Genomic DNA, 19,983 nt, shown 5'->3' on the forward strand with positions numbered 1-19,983 from the left:
TTTTTTATCAGTGTTGACAGATAAAAAGAGGTTCAGACACAAAAACAGGCTGCGGAGAATACTTTCTCCACAGCCTGTAATCCCTTCCTCATATGAGGAAGGGATTTTTTCTCCTCTATCGCAGCATAAAAAATATTTCTCAACAAAATTCACCTTAAATTTACAAAAATTTATAAAATCCCCCTTTTTTCTTCCGTTATATTCCGTTAAAGTAATACAGGGGCACTTTTATCCGTAGGGGCATTTGATAGTTAGTTGAACAAATCGCACTCTTACTTAACTTACTTTAGGGGGATTATTTATGAAGAAACAAAAATGGCTGAAACTCACACTCGCAACAGGAATGACTTTAAGTATGGCTACCATATTTAGTTCGACGACTTTTGCTGAAAGCGCTGTAGATCCAGCTCCGCAAATTACTGCAAAAATTGTGAACGAAAATGCTGGAAAAAAGGTATTATTTGATAATACACATGCCCAAACAGCAGGAACAGCTGATTGGGTTATTGACGGGGGATTTTCTGATTTTGGAAACGGCGTTGCAAACAAAGGCTACTTTGTAAAAGAACTACGCAAATCAACACCTATTACATATGATGATTTAAAAGATTACAATGCGTTCATCGTTCCAGAAGCAAACATTCCTTATAAAAAATCCGAACAAGACGCGATGCTGCAATATGTAAAAAATGGCGGCAGTATCTTTTTTATAGCCGATCATTATAATGCTGACCGTAATAAAAATCGCTGGGATTCCTCAGAAGTTTTCAACGGGTATCGCCGCGGGGCGTGGGAAAATCCAGCAAAAGGAATGTCTTCTGAAGAGGCATCTTCACAAGCTATGCAAGGTGTAGAAAGTTCTGATTGGCTAGCAGACAATTTCGGCGTACGCTTTCGCTATAATGCAATTGGTGATGTTTCTACAAATAAAATTGTAGCGCCTGATCAATCATTTGGAATTACTACAGGTGTTTCATCTGTTGCCATGCATGCAGGATCCACAATTGCAATTGTAAATCCTAAGTTAGCAAAAGGGATTGTCTATTTACCAGAAAGTTTACCTAAGTGGAATAACGCTGTTGATAGTGGTGTATATAACGGCGGTGGCATCGCTGAAGGCCCTTACGTCGCAGTTGCAAAAGTTGGTTTAGGAAAAGCAGCCTTTATCGGTGACTCTTCGCCAGTTGAAGATGCAACGCCAAAATATGTTCGTGAAGATACGGGACAGCCTAAAAAAACATATGATGGATATAAAGAAGAAAGCGATGCTACTTTATTAACAAATATCGTAAAATGGCTCTCTACAAAAGAAACATATACGAGCTTAGACCAAGTAAACGGATTACAATTAGACAAACCAACACCATTAAAAACATTTGAACAACCAAGTGCATCAACTGAGCCGCAACCAGAACCATGGGGCGCTCCTAACCAAGGGTACCAATGGTTTAATTCAAGTACATTTAAACCTGGTTCTTACGGATATGGCTATAATAACAACAATAATAATGATGATGGAAACGTCTCAACGAATGATTATAACTTTATTCACCCTAGTATTCTTCCAAACAGCGGTGTATTTCAAATAAAAATACAGGCAAATCATTTATTACCAAACACGACTTACAATAATTACTCCCTAGGTATTTATACAAGTGGTGGTACACAAGTAGCAAAAGTTCAAAACGAAAATGGTACTTGGCCTTCTTCTTACGGTTATAGTAATTCATTTTCCTTTACGACAAATAGCCTAGGTGTCGCTGAAAAAGTCGTGAATGTACAAATCGCTCCTAATACAGTAGGACAAGCTACATTACGCCTTCGTCAAAATACGACTGTAAAAGAAAATAAAACAGTTGTAATTGGAACATCTGCTATTCGATAAAAGAAATCCCCTTTCAATAGAAAGGGGATTTCTTTTGTACATAACTCCCCCCCTATCACTATATAAGAATAATTTTTTACAAAAAAGTGACCTTTGTTGACTCAGAAAATTTAATAAGATAAACTATTAAACATATAAAACTATTAACTTTGTTTTTTAAGTTAGGAGAAATCACATATGGATGCTGCACTACAGTTTGATGAGAAACAACAGCAAAAAAAGAAACATCCTCCAGGTTTGTACTTACTCTTTTTCACAGAAATGTGGGAACGATTTAGCTATTACGGATTACGAGGATTATTAACATTATATTTAACAACAGCTTTAATAAACGGTGGCCTTGGTTTTAGTAAGAGCTGGGCACTTACGATTTATGGCTTTTATACAGGCGCTTGTTACTTCACTCCATTAATTGGTGGATTTTTAACAGATCGTTATCTTGGTAGACGATTAGCGATTACACTTGGCGGTATAACAATTGCAATTGGTAACCTTACGTTATTTGCACTGCAAAGCCAATTAGGACTATACCTCGGATTAGCGCTCATTATTATCGGGAACGGTTTCTTCAAACCAAATATTTCTACTCTTGTCGGAGAATTATATAAAGAAAATGATCCACGCCGTGATGGTGCCTTTACAATTTTTTATATGGGAATTAACGTCGGTTCATTCCTTGCTCCACTCGTTTGCGGATATTTATCAGAAGATTTGTTTAAAACAACAGTAGATGGCGTTATGCATTACGGTTTCCGCTATGGATTTTTAGCTGCGTCTATCGGGATGATTGTCGGACAAATTTTATTTACAACATTATCAAATCGTTTTCTTGGTGATATTGGTAAAAAACCAACAGCGGCTTTACAAACAGGAACAGGCAACAAAACAGCTGGCAATACACCATTAACAAAAAAAGAAAAACAACATACAGCTGTTATTGTCATTTTAACGTGTTTTGTTGTTTTCTTCTGGGCTGGATTTGAACAAGCCGGTAGTTCTTTAACCTTATATACAAATAGCTTTGTAGACCGCTCTATATTTGGTTGGGAAATTCCAACATCTTGGTTTCAATCTGTAAACCCATTATTCATTATTTTATTAGCACCTGTTGTTTCTACACTTTGGACAAAGCTTGCTACTACAAAACGCGGTGATTTAAAAATCCCAACAAAAATGGGTCTCGGTATGATCTTACTCGGAATTGGTTATATGGTTCTTGTTGTTGCTACGTTAAAAACAGGAAGTAATGAACAACAAATTACTGAAAAAGCAAACCTGCTCTTTATCGTCTTTACTTACCTGTTCCATACATTAGGGGAATTATTCTTATCTCCGGTCGGACTATCAATGGTAAGTGCACTTGCTCCTGTCAAACTTGCATCTTTATTAATGGGCGTTTGGTTAGCAAGTACAGGTGTTGCTAATATTTTAGGTGGACAGTTAGCAAACTTTACAACTTCATTAGGATATTCAGAAGTATTTGCTGTTATTGGAGCTGTCGCTATTTTCTTAGGCTGTATCTTACTATTAATTTCAAAAAAATTAGTAAAGTGGATGGACTAAAAAAGATGAGGGATAATCCCTCATCTTTTTTAAGCATTTTCTCCTTCTTCTATCGCTTGCTTATAGAAAAAAGAAATTCCCCCTCGACGAAGGTGGAATTTCTTTTTTTATTATTTAATTTTTTTCGTTTGCACCAAGTTCCCAGATACTACGTATCGCTTTGAATTATCAAGTACAGACGTACATGTAATCAGGGTTACTTCATTTTTCCCGTGATCTTCAACGACTTCCCATTTATCTGGCGTAACTTGTGTTACTTGCTCTACCGCATACTCATATTCATTTTCACTATCATATACATATACTTTATCATTCTTTTTTAATTTCGAAATGTCGCTAAATAACACACCTTTTTTCGACATGTTATGTCCTGCTAACGCATAATTTCCTTTTCCCATCTCTTGTTTCTCTTTTACTGTTGCTGCACCTGATAATAAATTTTTCTCAGTTGAACTATTTAAAATTGGAAGTTCTAATCCAATACTCGGAATCGACATACGTCCAATCACTTGTTTTTTATCTAATGAAGCATTTGCCACATCAGCTAAATCCGGTTGATTTATTTTAGAAGCATCAACAAATTTCGTTTCTTGTTTTTCATACTTTATTTTCTTAATAGCTTGTACGTTTTCGTCTTGCATCTTTCCCGCTTTGTAACCATCGTAAAATGGTTTTGCAATTAAAACGCCGCCTACAATAAATAATAGAAGTGCCAGTATACTATAAATCTTTTTCTTATTCATGCTCCAATTCCTTTCCTTTACAAAATTCCTCTTATATAAAATGATAAAGTAAGAATGCTAGATATACAAGTAACATGTACAAGACAAAAGAAATGGCACTCCTTATTAGGAAGTGCCATGATTATCATTTCTGCAAACAATAAAAGCTTAATGTTCCATCTGCTTCATCTGCACTTACAAATATATTACGGTTGCTAATCTTATGAATCCCTTCTGGTGCTTTGCCCCCTGAAGGAACAAGACCAATATAAACAGGGAACATCGGGATTGTTATATCAAAAAAGAGTATTGCATTTGCCCTTTCAGCAGCAACAGCCATAATTGGACTTTCTTGTATTATTCCTGTCGCAACATTTTCCACTTCACTACCTCGGCTATTACTACGACTATCTAAATATAAGCCTTTAGCTGCCAATTTTTCATCAGTAAGATTCATACTATCGTATACAAGCGAACCATTTTGACTCCATACAGATATATTGCGTCCACCTGATTTCACACCATCTTTAAATTCATTTTTCCCTAGGTCTCCTTCATTAGCAGTAATTACAAAACGCCCCGATGGATCCCACGTTATACCATCTGGTTCTGGTCTTGCAATCATTTCATCTTGAAAAGAAACAACACCATCATTTTGCAAATCTGCTTTATGCTTTGTTGTTCCAAGGCCAAATATCGTTTCAATGTTTTGTCCTTGCAAATTAACAATAGCAACTGCATTGTTTTCCTGTAATGTAACAGCTGCTTTTTCTCCATTTGGACTAATCGCTACATATTCTGGCTGCGGGTCATGCTTGTACACTGTTCCATTTCCAATCTGACTTATATCAATTGATAGCTCATGGTGAATTCCTTTCAATACATCTCCATTAGGGAACGTGATGATAGAAATTGTACCCGGTCGCTTTGTTTTTTTCATATTGACTTCATTTTCGTCATTTGGATCTCCTTCTTCATCCTCATTACAAACAACAAGGTTTGTCCCATCTTTTGATAAAGCAATAGAATCTGGACCTACACCCACCTCGTATATTTTCACAATATTTTTGGATGCTAACTCTATAACTGCTATCTTTCCTCTATGCGCATTATACAAGTTATCCCCGGTACGAAAAGCAACGAGTGCATACTTACCATCTGGTGTAACTGTTGTACTCGTTACCTCTGCTTCGGAATGAAATCCTTTCAAACTCACTGTCCCTTTCAATTGAATGTCTTGTAAATTTTCAATTGAAAGAATGCTAATTTGTCCTAAGTCTGCTTCTGTTACAACTAACGTCTTACCATCTGGTGAAGATACCGCGATTTCTGCTTTTTTGCTTGGCATTGAAAAAATAGCCGTTCTTTCTATTTTTGTATTCTTATGCTTATTACTAATAAAATTATTTACCATTTCCTCTATTTTCCCACGAAATGTTGGATTTGAAATACTCCCTTTTTGTAAACTTTCTATTTTATTGGCAAATTGTTTCGTTTCTTGATTGATTTCTTCTGCGTTTACATGATTGCCTGTCCATAATACACTCGCTATAATTCCTCCACAGAGCAAAACCTTTCTCATTCTCTAATCCCCCCAATTTCAATACTTCTTCTATTGTAAAAAGGATTTGTAAACTCTCCCTATAGCCTTGTATTAAAGTTTTGTAAAAACACAGAAAAATCCCCTATATTCCCCCAAAAAAGATGTGCTCTTTCGCACACCTTTTACACAACCTTGTTACGATATAAAGAAATATGAAATATTGTAGTTTGGATTAATAAAACAAGAAGTAATACATATAGCGGATATTCTGGGATGTTTCGATTAAATAGTGGATAAAAAACTAACGTGGCAGCTGCACAAGGGATAATAAAACATAATGAAAGAAATGTTGTGCGACACGCTTTCGCCGTCAATATTTCTTCTCTCTCATCTTCACTTGGAAATAATGACGGAAATATCCAAAATGATAATTTCTTATATTTCTTTTTTTGCACTTTGTAAGCAATGGGTGTCACTATTGCTACAATCAGCATTAATGCGATTGGCGTTATATTCATCGTCACATACCACGTCTGCTTTTCAGTACTGATGATGTTTGCAAGTTCCGTCATGAGATGAAAACACTCAACAAACCCCCAACCTGCTATAACAAGTATACCTATATTTATTACATAAGAAAGACCAATTCTATTCATTTGCTATCTCCTCCTTTTGTAATACAAATACCTCTTCCATCTGCAAACAAAATACATCACAAATCATGAGCGCTAATAATAATGATGGTACATAATCCCCCTTTTCAATAGCAGCGATCGTTTGTCTCGTTACCCCCACCTTTTCAGCCAATACACTTTGCGAAAAATGAAAACGGGCTCGTAGTTCTTTTACTCGATTGTAAATGGTCAATTTTACCACCTCTTACCGTTATTGTATGCTAAACTTTACAAAATGTAAATCCAACTTAACATTTAATCATAAAAAAATCTACTTTGCTTTTGCAAAGTAGATTTTTACTTTAGTCTAAAATGACAACACGAACTTGTTTTCTTCCCCAAGCACTAGAAGTCCCTTTATCTGGAACGAAAACATCAATTTTATATCCTTGGATTGCACCACCAGTATCTGCAGCAATAGCTTCTCCATATCCTTGGACCCATACGCGTGAGCCTAATGGAATAACCTTTGGATCAACGGCAATTAACTTCATATTTGGGTTTGAAGTTAAATCATAGTGTCCCCAAGCAGAATATACATGTTCACCTGGCTGTTTTCCATTTTCAGCTGGATCATTTGTGTAAGCTGTAGCCTCTACAATAATGTCACGGCCACCTTTAGTAGGTTTTTCTGAAGGTGGTTCACTCGATTGTGGTGCTTGCGCAGCTTTTGCATTTTTTTCACGCTCTGCAGCTGCTTGTTGTTCACGAGCAATTGCATCTTGTACACCCTTCATATCTGCTTCAATCTTCGCTTTTTCTTGCGCAGCAAGTGTAAGCTGGCTAGAAATTTGATTATATTTTGCTTGTACAGCTTGTAGATTATCTTGACGTTTCTTTAAGTTATCCTGTAAATCAGCTTGTACTTTTGCTAATTTTTGTTTATCGCCTTCTAAAGACTTTTCTTTTTCATCAATTACCTTCTTATCAGCTTCAATTTGACGAAGATCTTGTTCTTGTAAACGAATAATCTCTTTATCTGCATCCATAATCGTAGAAACTGCAGTCATACGTTGCAGGAAATCTGCAATGTTTTTTGAATCTACAATTACTTCTACTACTAAACTTACATTTGAGCTATCTTGAACAGAGACTATACGTTTTTTCATAATATCTTTACGCATAAGTACTTTGTTTTCTAAATCAATAATCTCTTTCATTTTTTGCTCAATTTGTTTATGCGTTTCATCAATTTTACGCTGAATTGCATCTTGTTCTTCTTTATTTTTTGTAATTGTATTATTTAAGTCCGTTAATTCCTTTTGAATTCCTTCAATGTCTTTCATTACAGCTTGTTTCTCTTGTTCTTTTTGCTGCATGTCATTATTGTTATTTTGCAATTGCTGCTGCATGTTGTTTAATTTCTCGTCGTTTGACTCAGCTTTTACAGCAACTGTACTAGTGAAACAAATAAATCCAGCTAATACGAGACTACTGATGCGCTTAAAATAGTTCATAATCCGACTCCCTTCTCTTACATTTATACATGATTTGTTTTACAGTTTGTTTACAAACGCATTAAATACAGTTTATTTTTCATGACAAAATATAACGAATCATAGAAAAATTGTAATAAATTAATTTAATATTTTTAAATTTTTATATAGATATATTTAAAAATAATGCTACAATTTCAATATAAAGTGAAAAATTTCGAAGTGGAGAGTTTCCTTATTCTTTATTGAACAAATCGGGCTCTTATAACCAGTTTTCTACTTATCCTTTTTATTTGTCTGAATTTTGGGATATTTTACCACGACCGCAAGTAGCGAGATAAAATGAAATTTTAAAGATTTCACTCCCTATTATGAAAAGAAAATTATAGAAGCTTGGAGAGAAGACTATGTTTACAAAAAGCAAATCACTAGAAAAAGAAATTGCTCAATTACAAAATCAAGTACAGGAATTAGAACATCAATTACATGAGAAAGAACAAGAACACAAAAAGGTTATCACTTCGTTACATGGAAACGTATTAGCTATTGTCAGTGAACATGAAGAAGTCAATCGCCAGCATCATACGCTACAAGATCTAATTCAACAGTTAAGTGACTGTTTTAACAACGTAACGATAAGTACAAACCGTTCCAACGAGCTGAACAATGATATGCTTCAAAAAGAACAAGGACTTATTCAAGCCATTGGAGAAATTGTAACGTGCTCAAATGAAGGAAAAGATTCCGTTCACGGCTTGCTTACTGTTATTAACAAATTAGGTGAGCAATCACAACGTACGTCTAATAGTATGAATCATTTAAGTGAGCGTTCAAAAGAAATTGAACAAATTGTGGAAGTGATTCAAAATATCGCTGCTCAAACGAACTTACTTGCTTTAAATGCAAGTATTGAAGCTGCTCGTGCTGGTGAACATGGAAAAGGATTTGCAGTCGTTGCCAATGAAGTTCGAAAGCTTGCTGAAAGCACTGCTGAAAGTACAAAAAACATCGGAGATTTAACAAAGAAAATTCAAGAAGAAATTGAAAAAGCATATGAAAATACAAAAGATAATCTTCACCTTGTAGATGAAGGTGTCGAAGTAAGCGCAGATACAAATGCAAGAATTGAAAAAATCTTAACGATGGTACAAACATTACAAACAGGCGCTACAAATGTTATTGAATCAATCGAACAGCAAAAACATTGTAACGAAGGCGTATTACGTGAATTTACAAAAACACAACACATGTTCCAACAAGTAAATGATACGATGGTAAAACATATCAATGATGCGCAAAAAGTAGATACAAAATTATCTAGCAGTCTAGAAGCACTAACTGGAACAAAAAAATAATAAAAAGCCTGAACCGATAGGTTCAGGCTTTTATCATTCCATCTCTATATTTGTTTTTTGTAAAAAATTGTCGTCTTCCTTATGTTTACTCTGTTTTTTCTGAATAGTATTATATTTTATATAAATACTTTTTGCTGAATCCATATGGAACGGAGAAACCATTATTGTAAGCAACGACTTACTAGGGGCGAATCTTTAACAGTAGGATAACCTTCAAGGCACGAACTCGACAGCTAACTTCGTAAGCATAACCGGAGGGATTTCTTATGTTATGACTGAAGAAAAACGATACTTACCTTATTACTTTACTACTAAAAAAAAGAGGGATCTGTTATGTTCATTGTGACAAACATGCTTTATATAAAAAGAAATTGTGAAAAAGAAGTACTGACAGCATTACAACAATATTACCCATCTCCTAATACGCTAGGTTTTATTAATATAGAAATTTCCTACTCAAAACATGGTAAAGATCATACCGAATTCTTCATTCGCACATTATGGAAAACGCAAGAGGATTATCGGGAATGGATCATCTATAAAAAGAAATCTACTGCAATTACGTGGCAGCAGCAAATTCAACCGTATATCATTTCTTCCAAGTCCAATGCAGCTCAACTACATCAGTAAGCTAACAAAAAAGCATGGAAGCAATATAGCTTCCATGCTTTTCAACATCAATATACTTTCTTTTCTTGGCAGTATAAATGAATAACATGTTCGTTTTTTTGAAATACATCATGTGTTATATTCACGATGCTAAAATTACGTTTTTCTAAGTCTTTCTCATCTTTAAAAAAGATTTGTTCTCCTTCTTTAAATTGCCATGCACTAGTAAACGTTGTTACATACTCTCCATTTACTAAAAACATCTCATATTTCATCATTTGCGACCTCCCCCTTATCCCGAATCAATTCTTAAAATTACTCTAATGCCATATTTAAATTATAAGCTGTTTAAAATGGAATTCAATATTATTCTAAACATTAAATAAAGTAACTATAGTTCTTATGGAAGTATCACTTTATTCTTTCATTAAACAAAAACATTTCCGCCAAATATGAATTTAAAAACATTGCTGTTGGATCTATTGTTTGTCTCACCTCTAAAAAATGATGCAATTTTGGATATACTTGTTGCAACGTATCGTATGTCATTGTATGCATTTTTCCCCAATGCGGACGTCCTTCATACTTTTGAAAAATCCGTTCTACTGCTTGAAAATAAGGAGTGTACTGCATCCCTTTGTACACATGAACCGCAATATAAGCAGAATCTCTTCCATATGACGGACTAAGCCAAATATCATCTCCTTTTGCATAGCGACATTCAATAGGAAAATGTACTTGAAATTTTTTTTCGTGAATGAGATTATAAATTTCCTCTACGGCTTCTTTCATAGATCCTGATGGAATACTATATTCCATCTCATAGAAACGGACATTACGAGCAGTTGCAAACACCTTATAACTTGGACCTATGATTTTGGTATTTGGTACTCCCTTTGCCGATAATTGGCTAACACTTTTACTTATGGAAGGAAAAAAGCGACAGCTCTCTGATAACAATGAAAAAGCCATATTTTCTATTAAAGCTGTTTTGAATTTATGCCACTTAAGTTCTCCTCCAACTTCTTCCGTTACGTTTGTAATTTTTACTTGAACATCTTCAGAATATGGAAAGATAAAAAACTCAAAATGACGATTCTTCTTATATTCTTCCAATTTACTCATAACGGTAGCAAATGATTCTTTTTTACTTTCATAAGCAAGAGAATATGCTGGAATGACTTTTAACTTAACTTTCACAATAATACCTAGCATACCAAGCGACAATTGAAATCCCTTCCAATATTGTGGATATTCTTTTTCGGAACACGTGATCACTTCTCCTGATGCAAGAACAGCTGTTACTTCCACAACTTGTGTTGCTAAATTCCCCAATGAAATCCCCGTTCCATGCGTTCCTGTACTAATCGCCCCAGCGATAGACTGCGCATCAATATCCCCTAAATTCTCTTGTGCATATCCATTCTCTTGTAATATTTTACCTAGCTGAGACAGCTTTGTACCTGCCCATACTTCTACGATTAATGTTTGTGAATCAATCTTGCTAATCCCTTGTAATTCATCTAAAGAAATTAAAATCTCTTCTGTTTGAACAAGTCGTGTAAACGAATGACCCGATCCAACCACACGAATACGCTTTCCAGCTTCTTTTGCAAATTTTACAGCCTCAGCAACCTCTTCAATACTTTTCGGATACATCGTATACTGAGGCACTCCTTGTACATTCCCTGTCCAATTTCGCCACTGCCGGCCCCTTATAGAAAGCATTGCCCATCCCCCCGATATGTTCGATACTTCCCTACTACTTCATCACCAGAAATACGATATAAAGAAGAAAATCTTTCACATAACTCCCCTGCTTTACTATGCCGAAACACAATCCCCTCCCCAATTTTTAATTGTTCTGTTCCTTTATAGTAAACAGGTGTTTGTACTTCACCTGCTCCTTCTAATGAAAGTAATTTTGCATCGCTTGGCATATACGGCTGCGGTTGCTTATCCTTTCCGGTCATTCCCGATGCAATATATCCTCCACCTAAACAGGTATAAACATGAGGTTCTGGCTGACGGACAATTGGTAATACAAATCCAACTGCTGGCTCAAATGCAATGTCTTTGTAATAATCAAAAAGTAGCGGAGAATAAAAAGCTGAACCAACCGTAATTTCTGTAACAGATTCATCTTGAACAGTTGTCTTTATACTCCCTGTTCCTCCTCCATTTACAAAACGTAGTGAAATTCCTTTTTGCCCTAATGCTTGTACAATGGACCCTCGTCTGTTTGCAACTTCCCTTACTGACCGTCTTTTTAAATAAGAAAGCACTTTATTTTGGAAGTTTTGTTTTGGTACATTATCCCCTACACCTGCTATCTGTGCTTCATAGCCCATAACACCATCTATTTTCAAACAAGCTGATTGTAAAACTCGATCAGCTACTTGTAATACTTGTTCTGCAATACGTAAAGGAGACCGTTTTACTCCAAAATGAAAGCCAAAAAAACGACTGCTCATATCAATATCAAAACAAATACGAAACGTTCCTTCTACTTGTAATGCAATATGCTCCAAATACAGAATGTGCTCTTCGCAATCTACCATGCAAGTAATCTTGTGTCCTTGTTTTGTAAGTATACTTATTTTCTTCAAAGCCTCTTCATCCCAAACCGGATATCCAAGCAATAAATCATCAAATCCCTGTTCAATTAAAAACAGAACTTCCATTGGTGAGTAACACATAATTCCTTGAAAACAAGAATGTGATTGTAAAATTTTCTTCATCACTGAAACAGAACGTAATGATTTGCTCGCAATCCGAACCCGTTTTCCTTTATGAAGCTGAATAATAGATTGAATATTTCTCTCTAATGCATCTTCATTAAGAAATGCACATGGCATTGAAAGTCCTTGAAACGTTCTACGATCCACATCTCGCCCTCCCCTTCTATATATTTCTTATATATATTTGGAAAGAAAGTTAAATTTTCCTCTTCAACAGAAAAAAAGTTCCTTCTTATCGAAGAAACTTTTTTCAAAGAGATTATGGCTTATACTGGATAATAATTTGCATACGTATAAGTTTATTAACGATTTACATATGTATCAAACCATAAATGAATATAACCAGCTGTAACGCGCTGTGCTTCCGTTAAGCGTTTCCCTGTCGCTGGCGTCACTTCTGCCCGCCATTTATTTGCATATTCTTGCGATGTAGCTGCTTTTACAAACCCATTTTTTGTTGAATCATTCACAATACCTGGATAATCTTGTTTAGCTGCTGCCGCCGCTCCGTGAATCCACTCTTCTGGGTTTGTTCCCTTCCAATTCCAATATCCGTTACCATCTGCAACTTTATAGTTATCTTTAATTGTATCAACAAAATTTTCATATTTGGAGTGGAAACCCATTGGATAAGAAAGATTCGTAAAGTTTGCTGCGTGCATTGGCTGATTTACATCTCCTAAATAATGAAGAGATAATCCTAAATAGAAGAATGCTTGTTTCATATCTTTGTTTTGGTATGCTTCACCAGCAAGTTTAAAATATTTCGATCCCGTTTCTTTTGCCTGTTTTGCAAGAGGGATGTATGTTTTCTGTGTATCTGGATCATAAAAATGAGAAGCAAATGTACTATTATCATAATAAGGATTCTCATAATCAGCAGAATAAATCCCGTTTTCTAATTCGTTACGCCACTCATTTAATAAAGCAGTTTCATTTGGTTTTACAATTGTATTATTACGAGACATGATATCGATCGCGCGATTTACAATCCACAAATGAGAATTAACACCTTCTTTATGTCTATCCTCAGCAGACCATCTTAAAATTGGTGCCTCTTTCCCACAATCATTTGTGTGTGCAAACGCTACACTTTGAACCGGTGCAGCCAAAGTAACCATAGCAGCTAATGCCAATACTTTCTTTTTCATAAAAAAAATCCTCTCATTCTATATTTAGTCCTAACATAAAGTAAAATCTTCTAGTTATATTCGGTTAACCTATAATAAGGATATCTTATTTTCTAATCACTTTCTATCATTAAAACGAAATATGTAAATGTTCATATCCCGTTTTTTAGATTTATAGAGGTCCTTGCAAAACCCTCATTAGTTTATTACTAACATTATAAATAAATGATATAATCTATTTTTATCTGATGTAATAAATTAATTGAAAAGGTGAGAAGGCATGGAGAAATGGTTTACACTTCGAGAAATTGCTCGAGATACATCTATACCTATTCAAACGGCAAAGCGCTATGTAGAGGATTATCAGTCATATTTAAATATGCGTAACGAAGACGGAGTTTATATATTTCATGAAACATGTATTTCTACACTACAAGAGATTAGACAATGCTATAAAAAAGGAAAGAATAAAGAAGAAATTAAAGAGATTTTAAACAAATTTTGTAGCAACTCTACGGCAATGGTAGTCAAGGGCAGTGCATGTAATGAGGACTCTCTATTATTAGAACTACATAAACATTTTGAAAAAGAAAATAATGTTCATCAAAATCTTATAAAGGTGATTCAAGAGCAAAGTAAAGAAATAAGTCAGCTACACCAAAAATTAAATGAACATTTAAAACAAAAAGAGCATATCGCAATAGAAGAAAGAGATCGTACATTAACACAGTTACTTAGAGAGATGCAAAATGTAAAAAGAGAAATAGCAAAATCAAAGAAAAAGCCTTGGTGGAAAGTTTTCTTTTTTGAAAAGAATTGAAATTACATTTATATACATATTTATTTCTTAATTCGCAGGCAGCATGACCTCCACTGATTAAAGTTTCACTTTATTTTTCGTGGAATCCCGTAAGTTTTCCTTTCTTTTTGAAAATGCTAGACTTTTTTTGACGATTTTATTATGGTAAATATTGTGCACAAAAAGGAAAGCTCAAATTTGAGTGTTGGGAGTAGTTTATGACAGTAAATAAACAACAAAAACGCTTAATATTCTTGCTAACTTTTGTGTTGGTTGCAGTATTCCTATGCGTTAGTTGTCAAAACAAGAAAACAAGTTCGAAAAAGTCTCATGATGATGTAGCGGATGTACATGAGAATAAAGATTCTGAAAAATCAAGTAAGAGTGATTCTTCTAAAGTAGACGTTAAAAATAGTATTTCTAACCAATCACAAAATGAAAATCCTCCAAATTCAGAAAATGAAAGTAATATTCCGAAACAATCAATTGAGACAGATTACTCTAGTGATTCACCTCAAAATGAGGACGATAGCGATTCAGAAGAAGTTTTTTATACCGAAGTACAGAACGTTAAGCTAGAACAAACGGACGACAATCGCAATTTAGACAACATGAATAATTCAATACAACCAGCACAAGTTAGTGAGGCACAGGAAAAAGAAAAGCTAGACGAAGCTAATAAGCTGGAAACTGAAAAGCGAGAAGCCGAAAAGCGGGAAGCTGAAAAGCGGGAAGCTGAAAAGCGGGAAGCTGAAAAGCGGGAAGCCGAAAAGCTGGAAGCTGAAAAGTTGAAAGCCAAAAAGCGGGAAGCTGAAAAGCGGGAAGCCGAAAAGCTGGAAGCTGAAAAGCGGGAAGCCGAAAAGTGGGCAGCCGAAAAGTTGAAAGCCGAAAAGCTGCAAGCCGAAAAGTTGAAAGCCGAAAAACTGCAAGCCGAAAAGCTGGAAGTCGAAAAGCTGGAAGCCAGAAAGTGGGAAGCCGAAAAGCTGGAAGCCGAAAAGCTGCAAGCCGAAAAGCTGGAAGAAGCTAGAAAGCAGGAAGAAGCTGATAAGCAGAACGACGCCGATAAGCAGAACGACGCTGATAAGCAGAACGACGCCGATAAGCAGAACGACGCTGATAAGCAGAACGACGCTAAACAGCAAGAAGAAGCTAGAAAGCAGGAAGAAGCTAGAAAGCAGGAAGAAGCTAGAAAGCAGGAAGAAGCTAGAAAGCAAGAACAAGCTAGAAAGCAGGAAGAAGCTAGAAAGCAGGAAGAAGCTAGAAAGCAGGAAGAAGCTAGAAAGCAAGAACAAGCTAGAAAGCAGGAAGAAGCTAGAAAGCAGGAAGAAGCTAGAAAGCAGGAAGAAGCTAGAAAGCAAGAACAAGCTAGAAAGCAGGAAGAAGCTAGAAAGCAGGAAGAAGCTAGAAAGCAGGAAGAAGCTAGAAAGCAAGAACAAGCTAGAAAGCAAGAAGAAGCTAGAAAGCAAGAAGAAGCTAAAAAACAAGAAGAAGCTAAAAAACAAGAGAATAAAAGTCATGTACTAAATGCGTTTGAAAAGCGTGTTGCTGAGCTAGTTAATGTAGAACGAGCGAAAGCGGGCTTACCTCCATTACAGATAGATACAGAGCTTAGTAAAGTAGCACGTATAAAATCAGAGGATATGTTGAAAAATAATTATTTTGATCATACTAGTCCAGTTTATAATTCGCCATTTGACATGATGACACGTTTTGGTATTTCTTATTCCGCAGCAGGTGAAAATATTGCTAAAGGGCAATCAACACCAGAAATAGTTATGGACGCTTGGATGCACAGTCCGGGACACCGTGCAAATATTTTAAATGGTAATTTTACTTATATAGGTGTTGGCTATGTGGAACAGGATAATATTTGGACGCAACAATTTATCAAAAAATAAATAAAAATTGTTGATAAACTCGAGTTTTTAGCAAGAAACTTTTTTGGATTTAAATTATGAAACGAATTCCACCGTTTGATGATGGTATTCCACAAAAAGTTTTAAACGACAGAAGTCATTTTTACGAATGGCTTCTGTTTTATTATTGTAAGCGGCAAATATTCTCCACCTACAATTTGTAATTAATCCCTAAGAAAATTTTCTTACATATTATGTAAATTAAAATCAAAAAATCGACATGCAAAAATCTATTTTTTACTACCTTCTAATACCTTTTCCCTCCTATAATCCAATGCGTAAATTTCCAAACATACCAATCAATTTCATTGCGGAGAAAATTATCATTATGTCATAATAGCACAAGAGAGGTGAAAGGATTGAAATACTTTATTTATTTTATTGTTATTATCGCATTTTTCGATACATTTTCACAGTTACCAATTATGAGTACATACGCACAAAACCTTGGAGGAACTCCTCTTATTATTGGTCTTGTCGTTGGAATGTACTCGTTTGCTAATATGATTGGCAATATTATTGCAGGTGCATCTGTTGATAAATATGGGGCAAAAAAGGTTCTTTATATTAGCATGAGCATTACAAGTCTTATAGTTTTATTGTATATCTTTGTTCAAAGCGGAGAACAACTGATTGTCGTTCGTTTTCTGCACGGATTTAGTGATGGCTTCTTAATACCAGCTGCTTTCACTTTCTTATCCAAACAGACAAAATCTAAAAAACAGGGAAAAGCAATGGCTTTATCTGGTGCAGCTGTTGGAACAGCCGCTATCATTGGTCCTGCTTTCAGTGGGATTATGAAAGCGAAAGCTGGTATACACTGGGTCTTCATTACAATTTCCATCTTAATGATACTTGGTACAATGATTTCACTTTTCTTGCTGCCAAATCATATAACAAGAACAAAATCGTCACGAATACAAATGCTGAACAAAGAAGATCTGCTTGAATTATTAAAATTCGAACCATTATTACAAGCATATATCGGTGCCTTCACCTTAATGTTTTCACAAGGAATTGTCACATATATGTTGCCGGTAAAAATAGAAGCATTAGGACTAAAAACATCAACAACAGGAATGATGCTTAGTGTCTTTGGAATTACTGCCATCCTTTTCTTCTTACTACCAACAAATCGTATATACGATCTCTTCAACCGTCAAAAAATGATGGTTATCGGTATTGCAGTGATGGCATTTTCACTTTCATTACTTGGTATATTTACATCAAAGGGCATGCTTTTTATTGTCATGATGATTTACGGAATTGGATTTGCTGTTCTTTTTCCTTCTATTAATGCCTTACTTGTTGAAAATACAACAGAAGACAATCGCGGAAAAGCATTTGGATTATTTTATGCATTCTTCTCATTAGGAGTTGTTGCCGGTTCATTTACAATTGGAGCAATCGGCGCCTCGCCGAGCGTAAGCTTTGTAATTGGAACAGCTTTCTTGTTTACCTTTGCTTCAATAATTTATGTGCGAGGAAGATTAAAGAAGACAATGATGGGATAGCTCCTATCGCCACCAAGTTAATATTTTGGAGTATCCCCGAAACGAAAATTCGATCTCTTCATAGTTGACTATGAAGAGATCGAATTTTTTTGTTTTTTGGAGCAATGAATCCCTTAAATAATTTGCTTAAGGCCAATAAATTAGTTAAATCCGGAAGACTTTTTCCTAGTTCACATTTAGATATAACTTGTCTTGAAAGAAATAATTGGTTGGCTACATCTTCTTGCGTCATTTTATTTATTAACCTTAAATGTTTTATCTTCTCTCCGATATTCATGTTTGTACCTCCTGTAATTAATTTAATGTATTCTAATATTAAATAGTAAGAAATAAATCGTAGCATCACAGTAAAAGGGTCTGCAACGATCTGTTGCAGACCTTTTTATTGTGATCTTCTATTTTTAATAATTAACAATTAGGAAGGTGAGTTATATAGATTATGAAAGAGGGTTTCATACAAGATTAGAGGATATGGCAAATCGATTATTGGAAGAAGAGGAATAATTGTTAAGAGTCAATGGTAAGCGGGCCAAAAACACAGACTTACAACGTTAATCTGTTTGTAGTATTAAAAACAAAGAATTTAACGGCGATAAGACTTTTGAGACAAGTCATATGATACACTAGTAGGCTTTATTTGATGTGAAATCGGTTAAGTTCAATTTTAAAACCTAGAATCTTAAAATCTATCAAAAACGTTTTTACATCAATATTTCCCCAAAAGTTGAAATGAACACCTTCTAACTTCTATTCTATATTTAACACCCCATATCTTTCTAGGTTTTGTTCCAAGTTTTTCATTTTAAAAAGCATATTGAGATAATCACTTCTCTGACAGCGGTAACTGTTGTTGCTGTTCATAAACAGAATCTAAATAAAAAATAGAATAACTTTCGACAATTCCCCCGGAAATATTTTTTCTCTCTGCACAACTCGATAAAATATTTAGATATTTATACCAAACTATACATCCATTTTAATTTTTCGACATACATGTACAACTTAATAATATCGTTACTGCAAATGCCGAAAAACTCGAAACGGTGTTTTCTTCCCTCCTTCATATCTTTTCTATTTTTCCTTGAATTCAAATATTTATTTTTACGGATATTTATCATATTCAAAGAATTACTAATGTATGAACCTCCTGTTTGTTTTTTCGTTAATTCCAAATAAAAAACTAGACCTTTGTCAGCCTCCTCTAGTGTATCCTGAATGTTGAACATTGTCGAAGTGTCGATATATTCTAAAAATTACTGATATATGAGTGGCACTTACAAAAAAGCGGTTCAACGTATCCGTTGAACCACTTTTTATATATTATTTTCCTTGTGTTTTTTCCCAGTCTGCTAAGAATTTCTCAATTCCTTGATCTGTTAATGGATGTTTCACTAATGAAGCGATAACATTTGCTGGGATTGTTGCGATATGTGCACCGTTTAACGCTGCGTCTGTTACGTGAACAGAGTGACGTACAGATGCTGCAATGATTTCTGTTGGAATACCATGAATCGCGAAGATATCAGCGATTTGACGAATTAAGTCCATACCGTTATGACCGATATCATCTAAGCGACCTAAAAATGGAGATACATACGTTGCACCAGCACGTGCTGCAAGTAATGCTTGTACTGCTGAGAATACTAATGTTACGTTTGTACGAATTCCTAAATCAGTGAACGCTTTTACTGCTTTTAAGCCTTCTGTCGTCATTGGCACTTTCACAACAACGTTTGGTGCAATCTTCGCTAATTCTTTTCCTTCTTCAATCATTTTATCTGCTTCTAGGCTAATAACCTCTGCACTTACAGGTCCTTCTACAACGCTACAAATTTCACGAATACGCTCATGAAAATCTACGCCTTCTTCTTTTGCAACAAGAGATGGATTTGTTGTCACACCTGCTAATACGCCAAGGTCGTTTGCCTCTTTAATTTCGTCAATGTTTGCTGTATCAATAAAAAATTTCATGTTTTTCTTCCTTTCTGAATGTAAGTATGTGTTTATCTTTTCTTAATACGGTCTAATTCAACCAAAATAATTTTTACTTTTTTCTTTGCCACACTTACTACCGATGTAACTGCATTGGAATCCGT

Annotated in this window: 16 protein-coding genes, 2 pseudogenes and 1 riboswitch; of the genes and pseudogenes, 7 read left to right on the plus strand and 11 right to left on the minus strand. The window is 35.0% G+C overall.

Going from position 1 to position 19,983, the window contains the following annotated elements:
- Positions 1 to 301 precede the first annotated feature (301 nt).
- Positions 302 to 1,885: a DNA-binding protein gene (locus PLX19_RS20315; protein WP_272190633.1), complete on the plus strand. Its 1,584-nt coding sequence runs from the start codon at positions 302 to 304 to the stop codon at positions 1,883 to 1,885.
- A gap of 177 nt (positions 1,886 to 2,062) precedes the next feature.
- On the plus strand, positions 2,063 to 3,448 hold the full coding sequence (locus PLX19_RS20320) for a peptide MFS transporter (protein ID WP_272190634.1): 1,386 nt from the start codon (positions 2,063 to 2,065) through the stop codon (positions 3,446 to 3,448).
- Positions 3,449 to 3,558: 110 nt separating this feature from the next.
- Here the strand turns inward: PLX19_RS20320 and PLX19_RS20325 are convergent, their stop codons facing one another.
- From PLX19_RS20325 to PLX19_RS20345, 5 genes are all read right to left on the minus strand, one after another.
- The gene (locus PLX19_RS20325; RefSeq protein WP_272190635.1) at positions 3,559 to 4,191 is read right to left on the minus strand and encodes a class A sortase; all 633 of its coding nucleotides are present in this window, start codon (positions 4,189 to 4,191) and stop codon (positions 3,559 to 3,561) included.
- A gap of 124 nt (positions 4,192 to 4,315) precedes the next feature.
- The gene (locus PLX19_RS20330) at positions 4,316 to 5,752 is read right to left on the minus strand and encodes a YncE family protein (RefSeq protein ID WP_272190636.1); all 1,437 of its coding nucleotides are present in this window, start codon (positions 5,750 to 5,752) and stop codon (positions 4,316 to 4,318) included.
- Between the two features lie 143 nt (positions 5,753 to 5,895).
- A complete protein-coding gene (locus PLX19_RS20335) occupies positions 5,896 to 6,369 on the minus strand; it encodes a DUF2178 domain-containing protein (RefSeq protein ID WP_272190637.1) in 474 nt (157 codons plus the stop codon).
- Entirely contained in the window at positions 6,362 to 6,589 is a 228-nt protein-coding gene (locus tag PLX19_RS20340) for a helix-turn-helix transcriptional regulator (protein WP_272190638.1), read from the minus strand. Before PLX19_RS20340 ends, PLX19_RS20335 begins: the two co-directional genes overlap by 8 nt.
- A gap of 100 nt (positions 6,590 to 6,689) precedes the next feature.
- Positions 6,690 to 7,844: a 3D domain-containing protein gene (locus PLX19_RS20345; protein WP_272190639.1), complete on the minus strand. Its 1,155-nt coding sequence runs from the start codon at positions 7,842 to 7,844 to the stop codon at positions 6,690 to 6,692.
- 803 nt (positions 7,845 to 8,647) lie between these two features.
- Here PLX19_RS20345 and PLX19_RS26275 point away from each other — a divergent pair.
- Positions 8,648 to 9,178: pseudogene (locus tag PLX19_RS26275) on the plus strand (methyl-accepting chemotaxis protein); the annotation flags it as partial.
- Between the two features lie 122 nt (positions 9,179 to 9,300).
- Positions 9,301 to 9,441: riboswitch (cyclic di-AMP (ydaO/yuaA leader) on the plus strand.
- Positions 9,442 to 9,511: 70 nt separating this feature from the next.
- Positions 9,512 to 9,808, plus strand: a complete 297-nt coding sequence (locus PLX19_RS20355; RefSeq protein ID WP_272190641.1) for an antibiotic biosynthesis monooxygenase — start codon at positions 9,512 to 9,514, stop codon at positions 9,806 to 9,808.
- Between the two features lie 47 nt (positions 9,809 to 9,855).
- Here PLX19_RS20355 and PLX19_RS20360 read toward each other — a convergent pair whose 3' ends face one another.
- The 4 genes from PLX19_RS20360 to PLX19_RS20375 form a co-directional block, all read right to left on the minus strand.
- Positions 9,856 to 10,062 carry a hypothetical protein gene (locus tag PLX19_RS20360; protein ID WP_272190725.1) on the minus strand — a complete coding sequence of 69 codons (207 nt, stop codon included), beginning with the start codon at positions 10,060 to 10,062 and terminating at the stop codon, positions 9,856 to 9,858.
- Positions 10,063 to 10,198: 136 nt separating this feature from the next.
- Positions 10,199 to 11,515: a D-arabinono-1,4-lactone oxidase gene (locus tag PLX19_RS20365; protein ID WP_272190643.1), complete on the minus strand. Its 1,317-nt coding sequence runs from the start codon at positions 11,513 to 11,515 to the stop codon at positions 10,199 to 10,201.
- Positions 11,503 to 12,675, minus strand: a complete 1,173-nt coding sequence (locus PLX19_RS20370; RefSeq protein WP_272190644.1) for an amino acid deaminase/aldolase — start codon at positions 12,673 to 12,675, stop codon at positions 11,503 to 11,505. Before PLX19_RS20370 ends, PLX19_RS20365 begins: the two co-directional genes overlap by 13 nt.
- A 155-nt stretch (positions 12,676 to 12,830) precedes the next feature.
- Positions 12,831 to 13,679, minus strand: coding sequence for a phospholipase C (locus tag PLX19_RS20375; RefSeq protein ID WP_272190645.1), 849 nt, complete (start codon positions 13,677 to 13,679; stop codon positions 12,831 to 12,833).
- Positions 13,680 to 13,938: 259 nt separating this feature from the next.
- On the opposite strand from PLX19_RS20375, the gene PLX19_RS20380 reads away from it, so the two are divergent.
- The 3 genes and pseudogenes from PLX19_RS20380 (at position 13,939) to PLX19_RS20390 (ending at position 17,887) form a co-directional block, all read left to right on the plus strand.
- Positions 13,939 to 14,478, plus strand: a complete 540-nt coding sequence (locus tag PLX19_RS20380) for a DUF3967 domain-containing protein (RefSeq protein WP_272190646.1) — start codon at positions 13,939 to 13,941, stop codon at positions 14,476 to 14,478.
- A 1,499-nt stretch (positions 14,479 to 15,977) separates the two neighbouring features.
- A pseudogene (locus PLX19_RS20385) lies at positions 15,978 to 16,355 on the plus strand (CAP domain-containing protein); the annotation flags it as partial.
- A 377-nt stretch (positions 16,356 to 16,732) separates the two neighbouring features.
- Complete coding sequence (locus PLX19_RS20390; protein ID WP_272190647.1) at positions 16,733 to 17,887, plus strand: MFS transporter; 1,155 nt, start codon at positions 16,733 to 16,735, stop codon at positions 17,885 to 17,887.
- A gap of 58 nt (positions 17,888 to 17,945) precedes the next feature.
- Here PLX19_RS20390 and PLX19_RS20395 read toward each other — a convergent pair whose 3' ends face one another.
- Together PLX19_RS20395 and fsa are read right to left on the minus strand one after the other, a co-directional pair.
- Entirely contained in the window at positions 17,946 to 18,164 is a 219-nt protein-coding gene (locus PLX19_RS20395; protein ID WP_272190648.1) for a helix-turn-helix domain-containing protein, read from the minus strand.
- Between the two features lie 1,043 nt (positions 18,165 to 19,207).
- Positions 19,208 to 19,858 carry a fructose-6-phosphate aldolase gene (gene fsa, locus PLX19_RS20400; RefSeq protein ID WP_272190649.1) on the minus strand — a complete coding sequence of 217 codons (651 nt, stop codon included), beginning with the start codon at positions 19,856 to 19,858 and terminating at the stop codon, positions 19,208 to 19,210.
- Positions 19,859 to 19,983: the final 125 nt, after the last annotated feature.

The organism is Bacillus sp. BP-3, from assembly GCF_028401955.1.
GTDB lineage: Bacteria > Bacillota > Bacilli > Bacillales > Bacillaceae_G > Bacillus_A.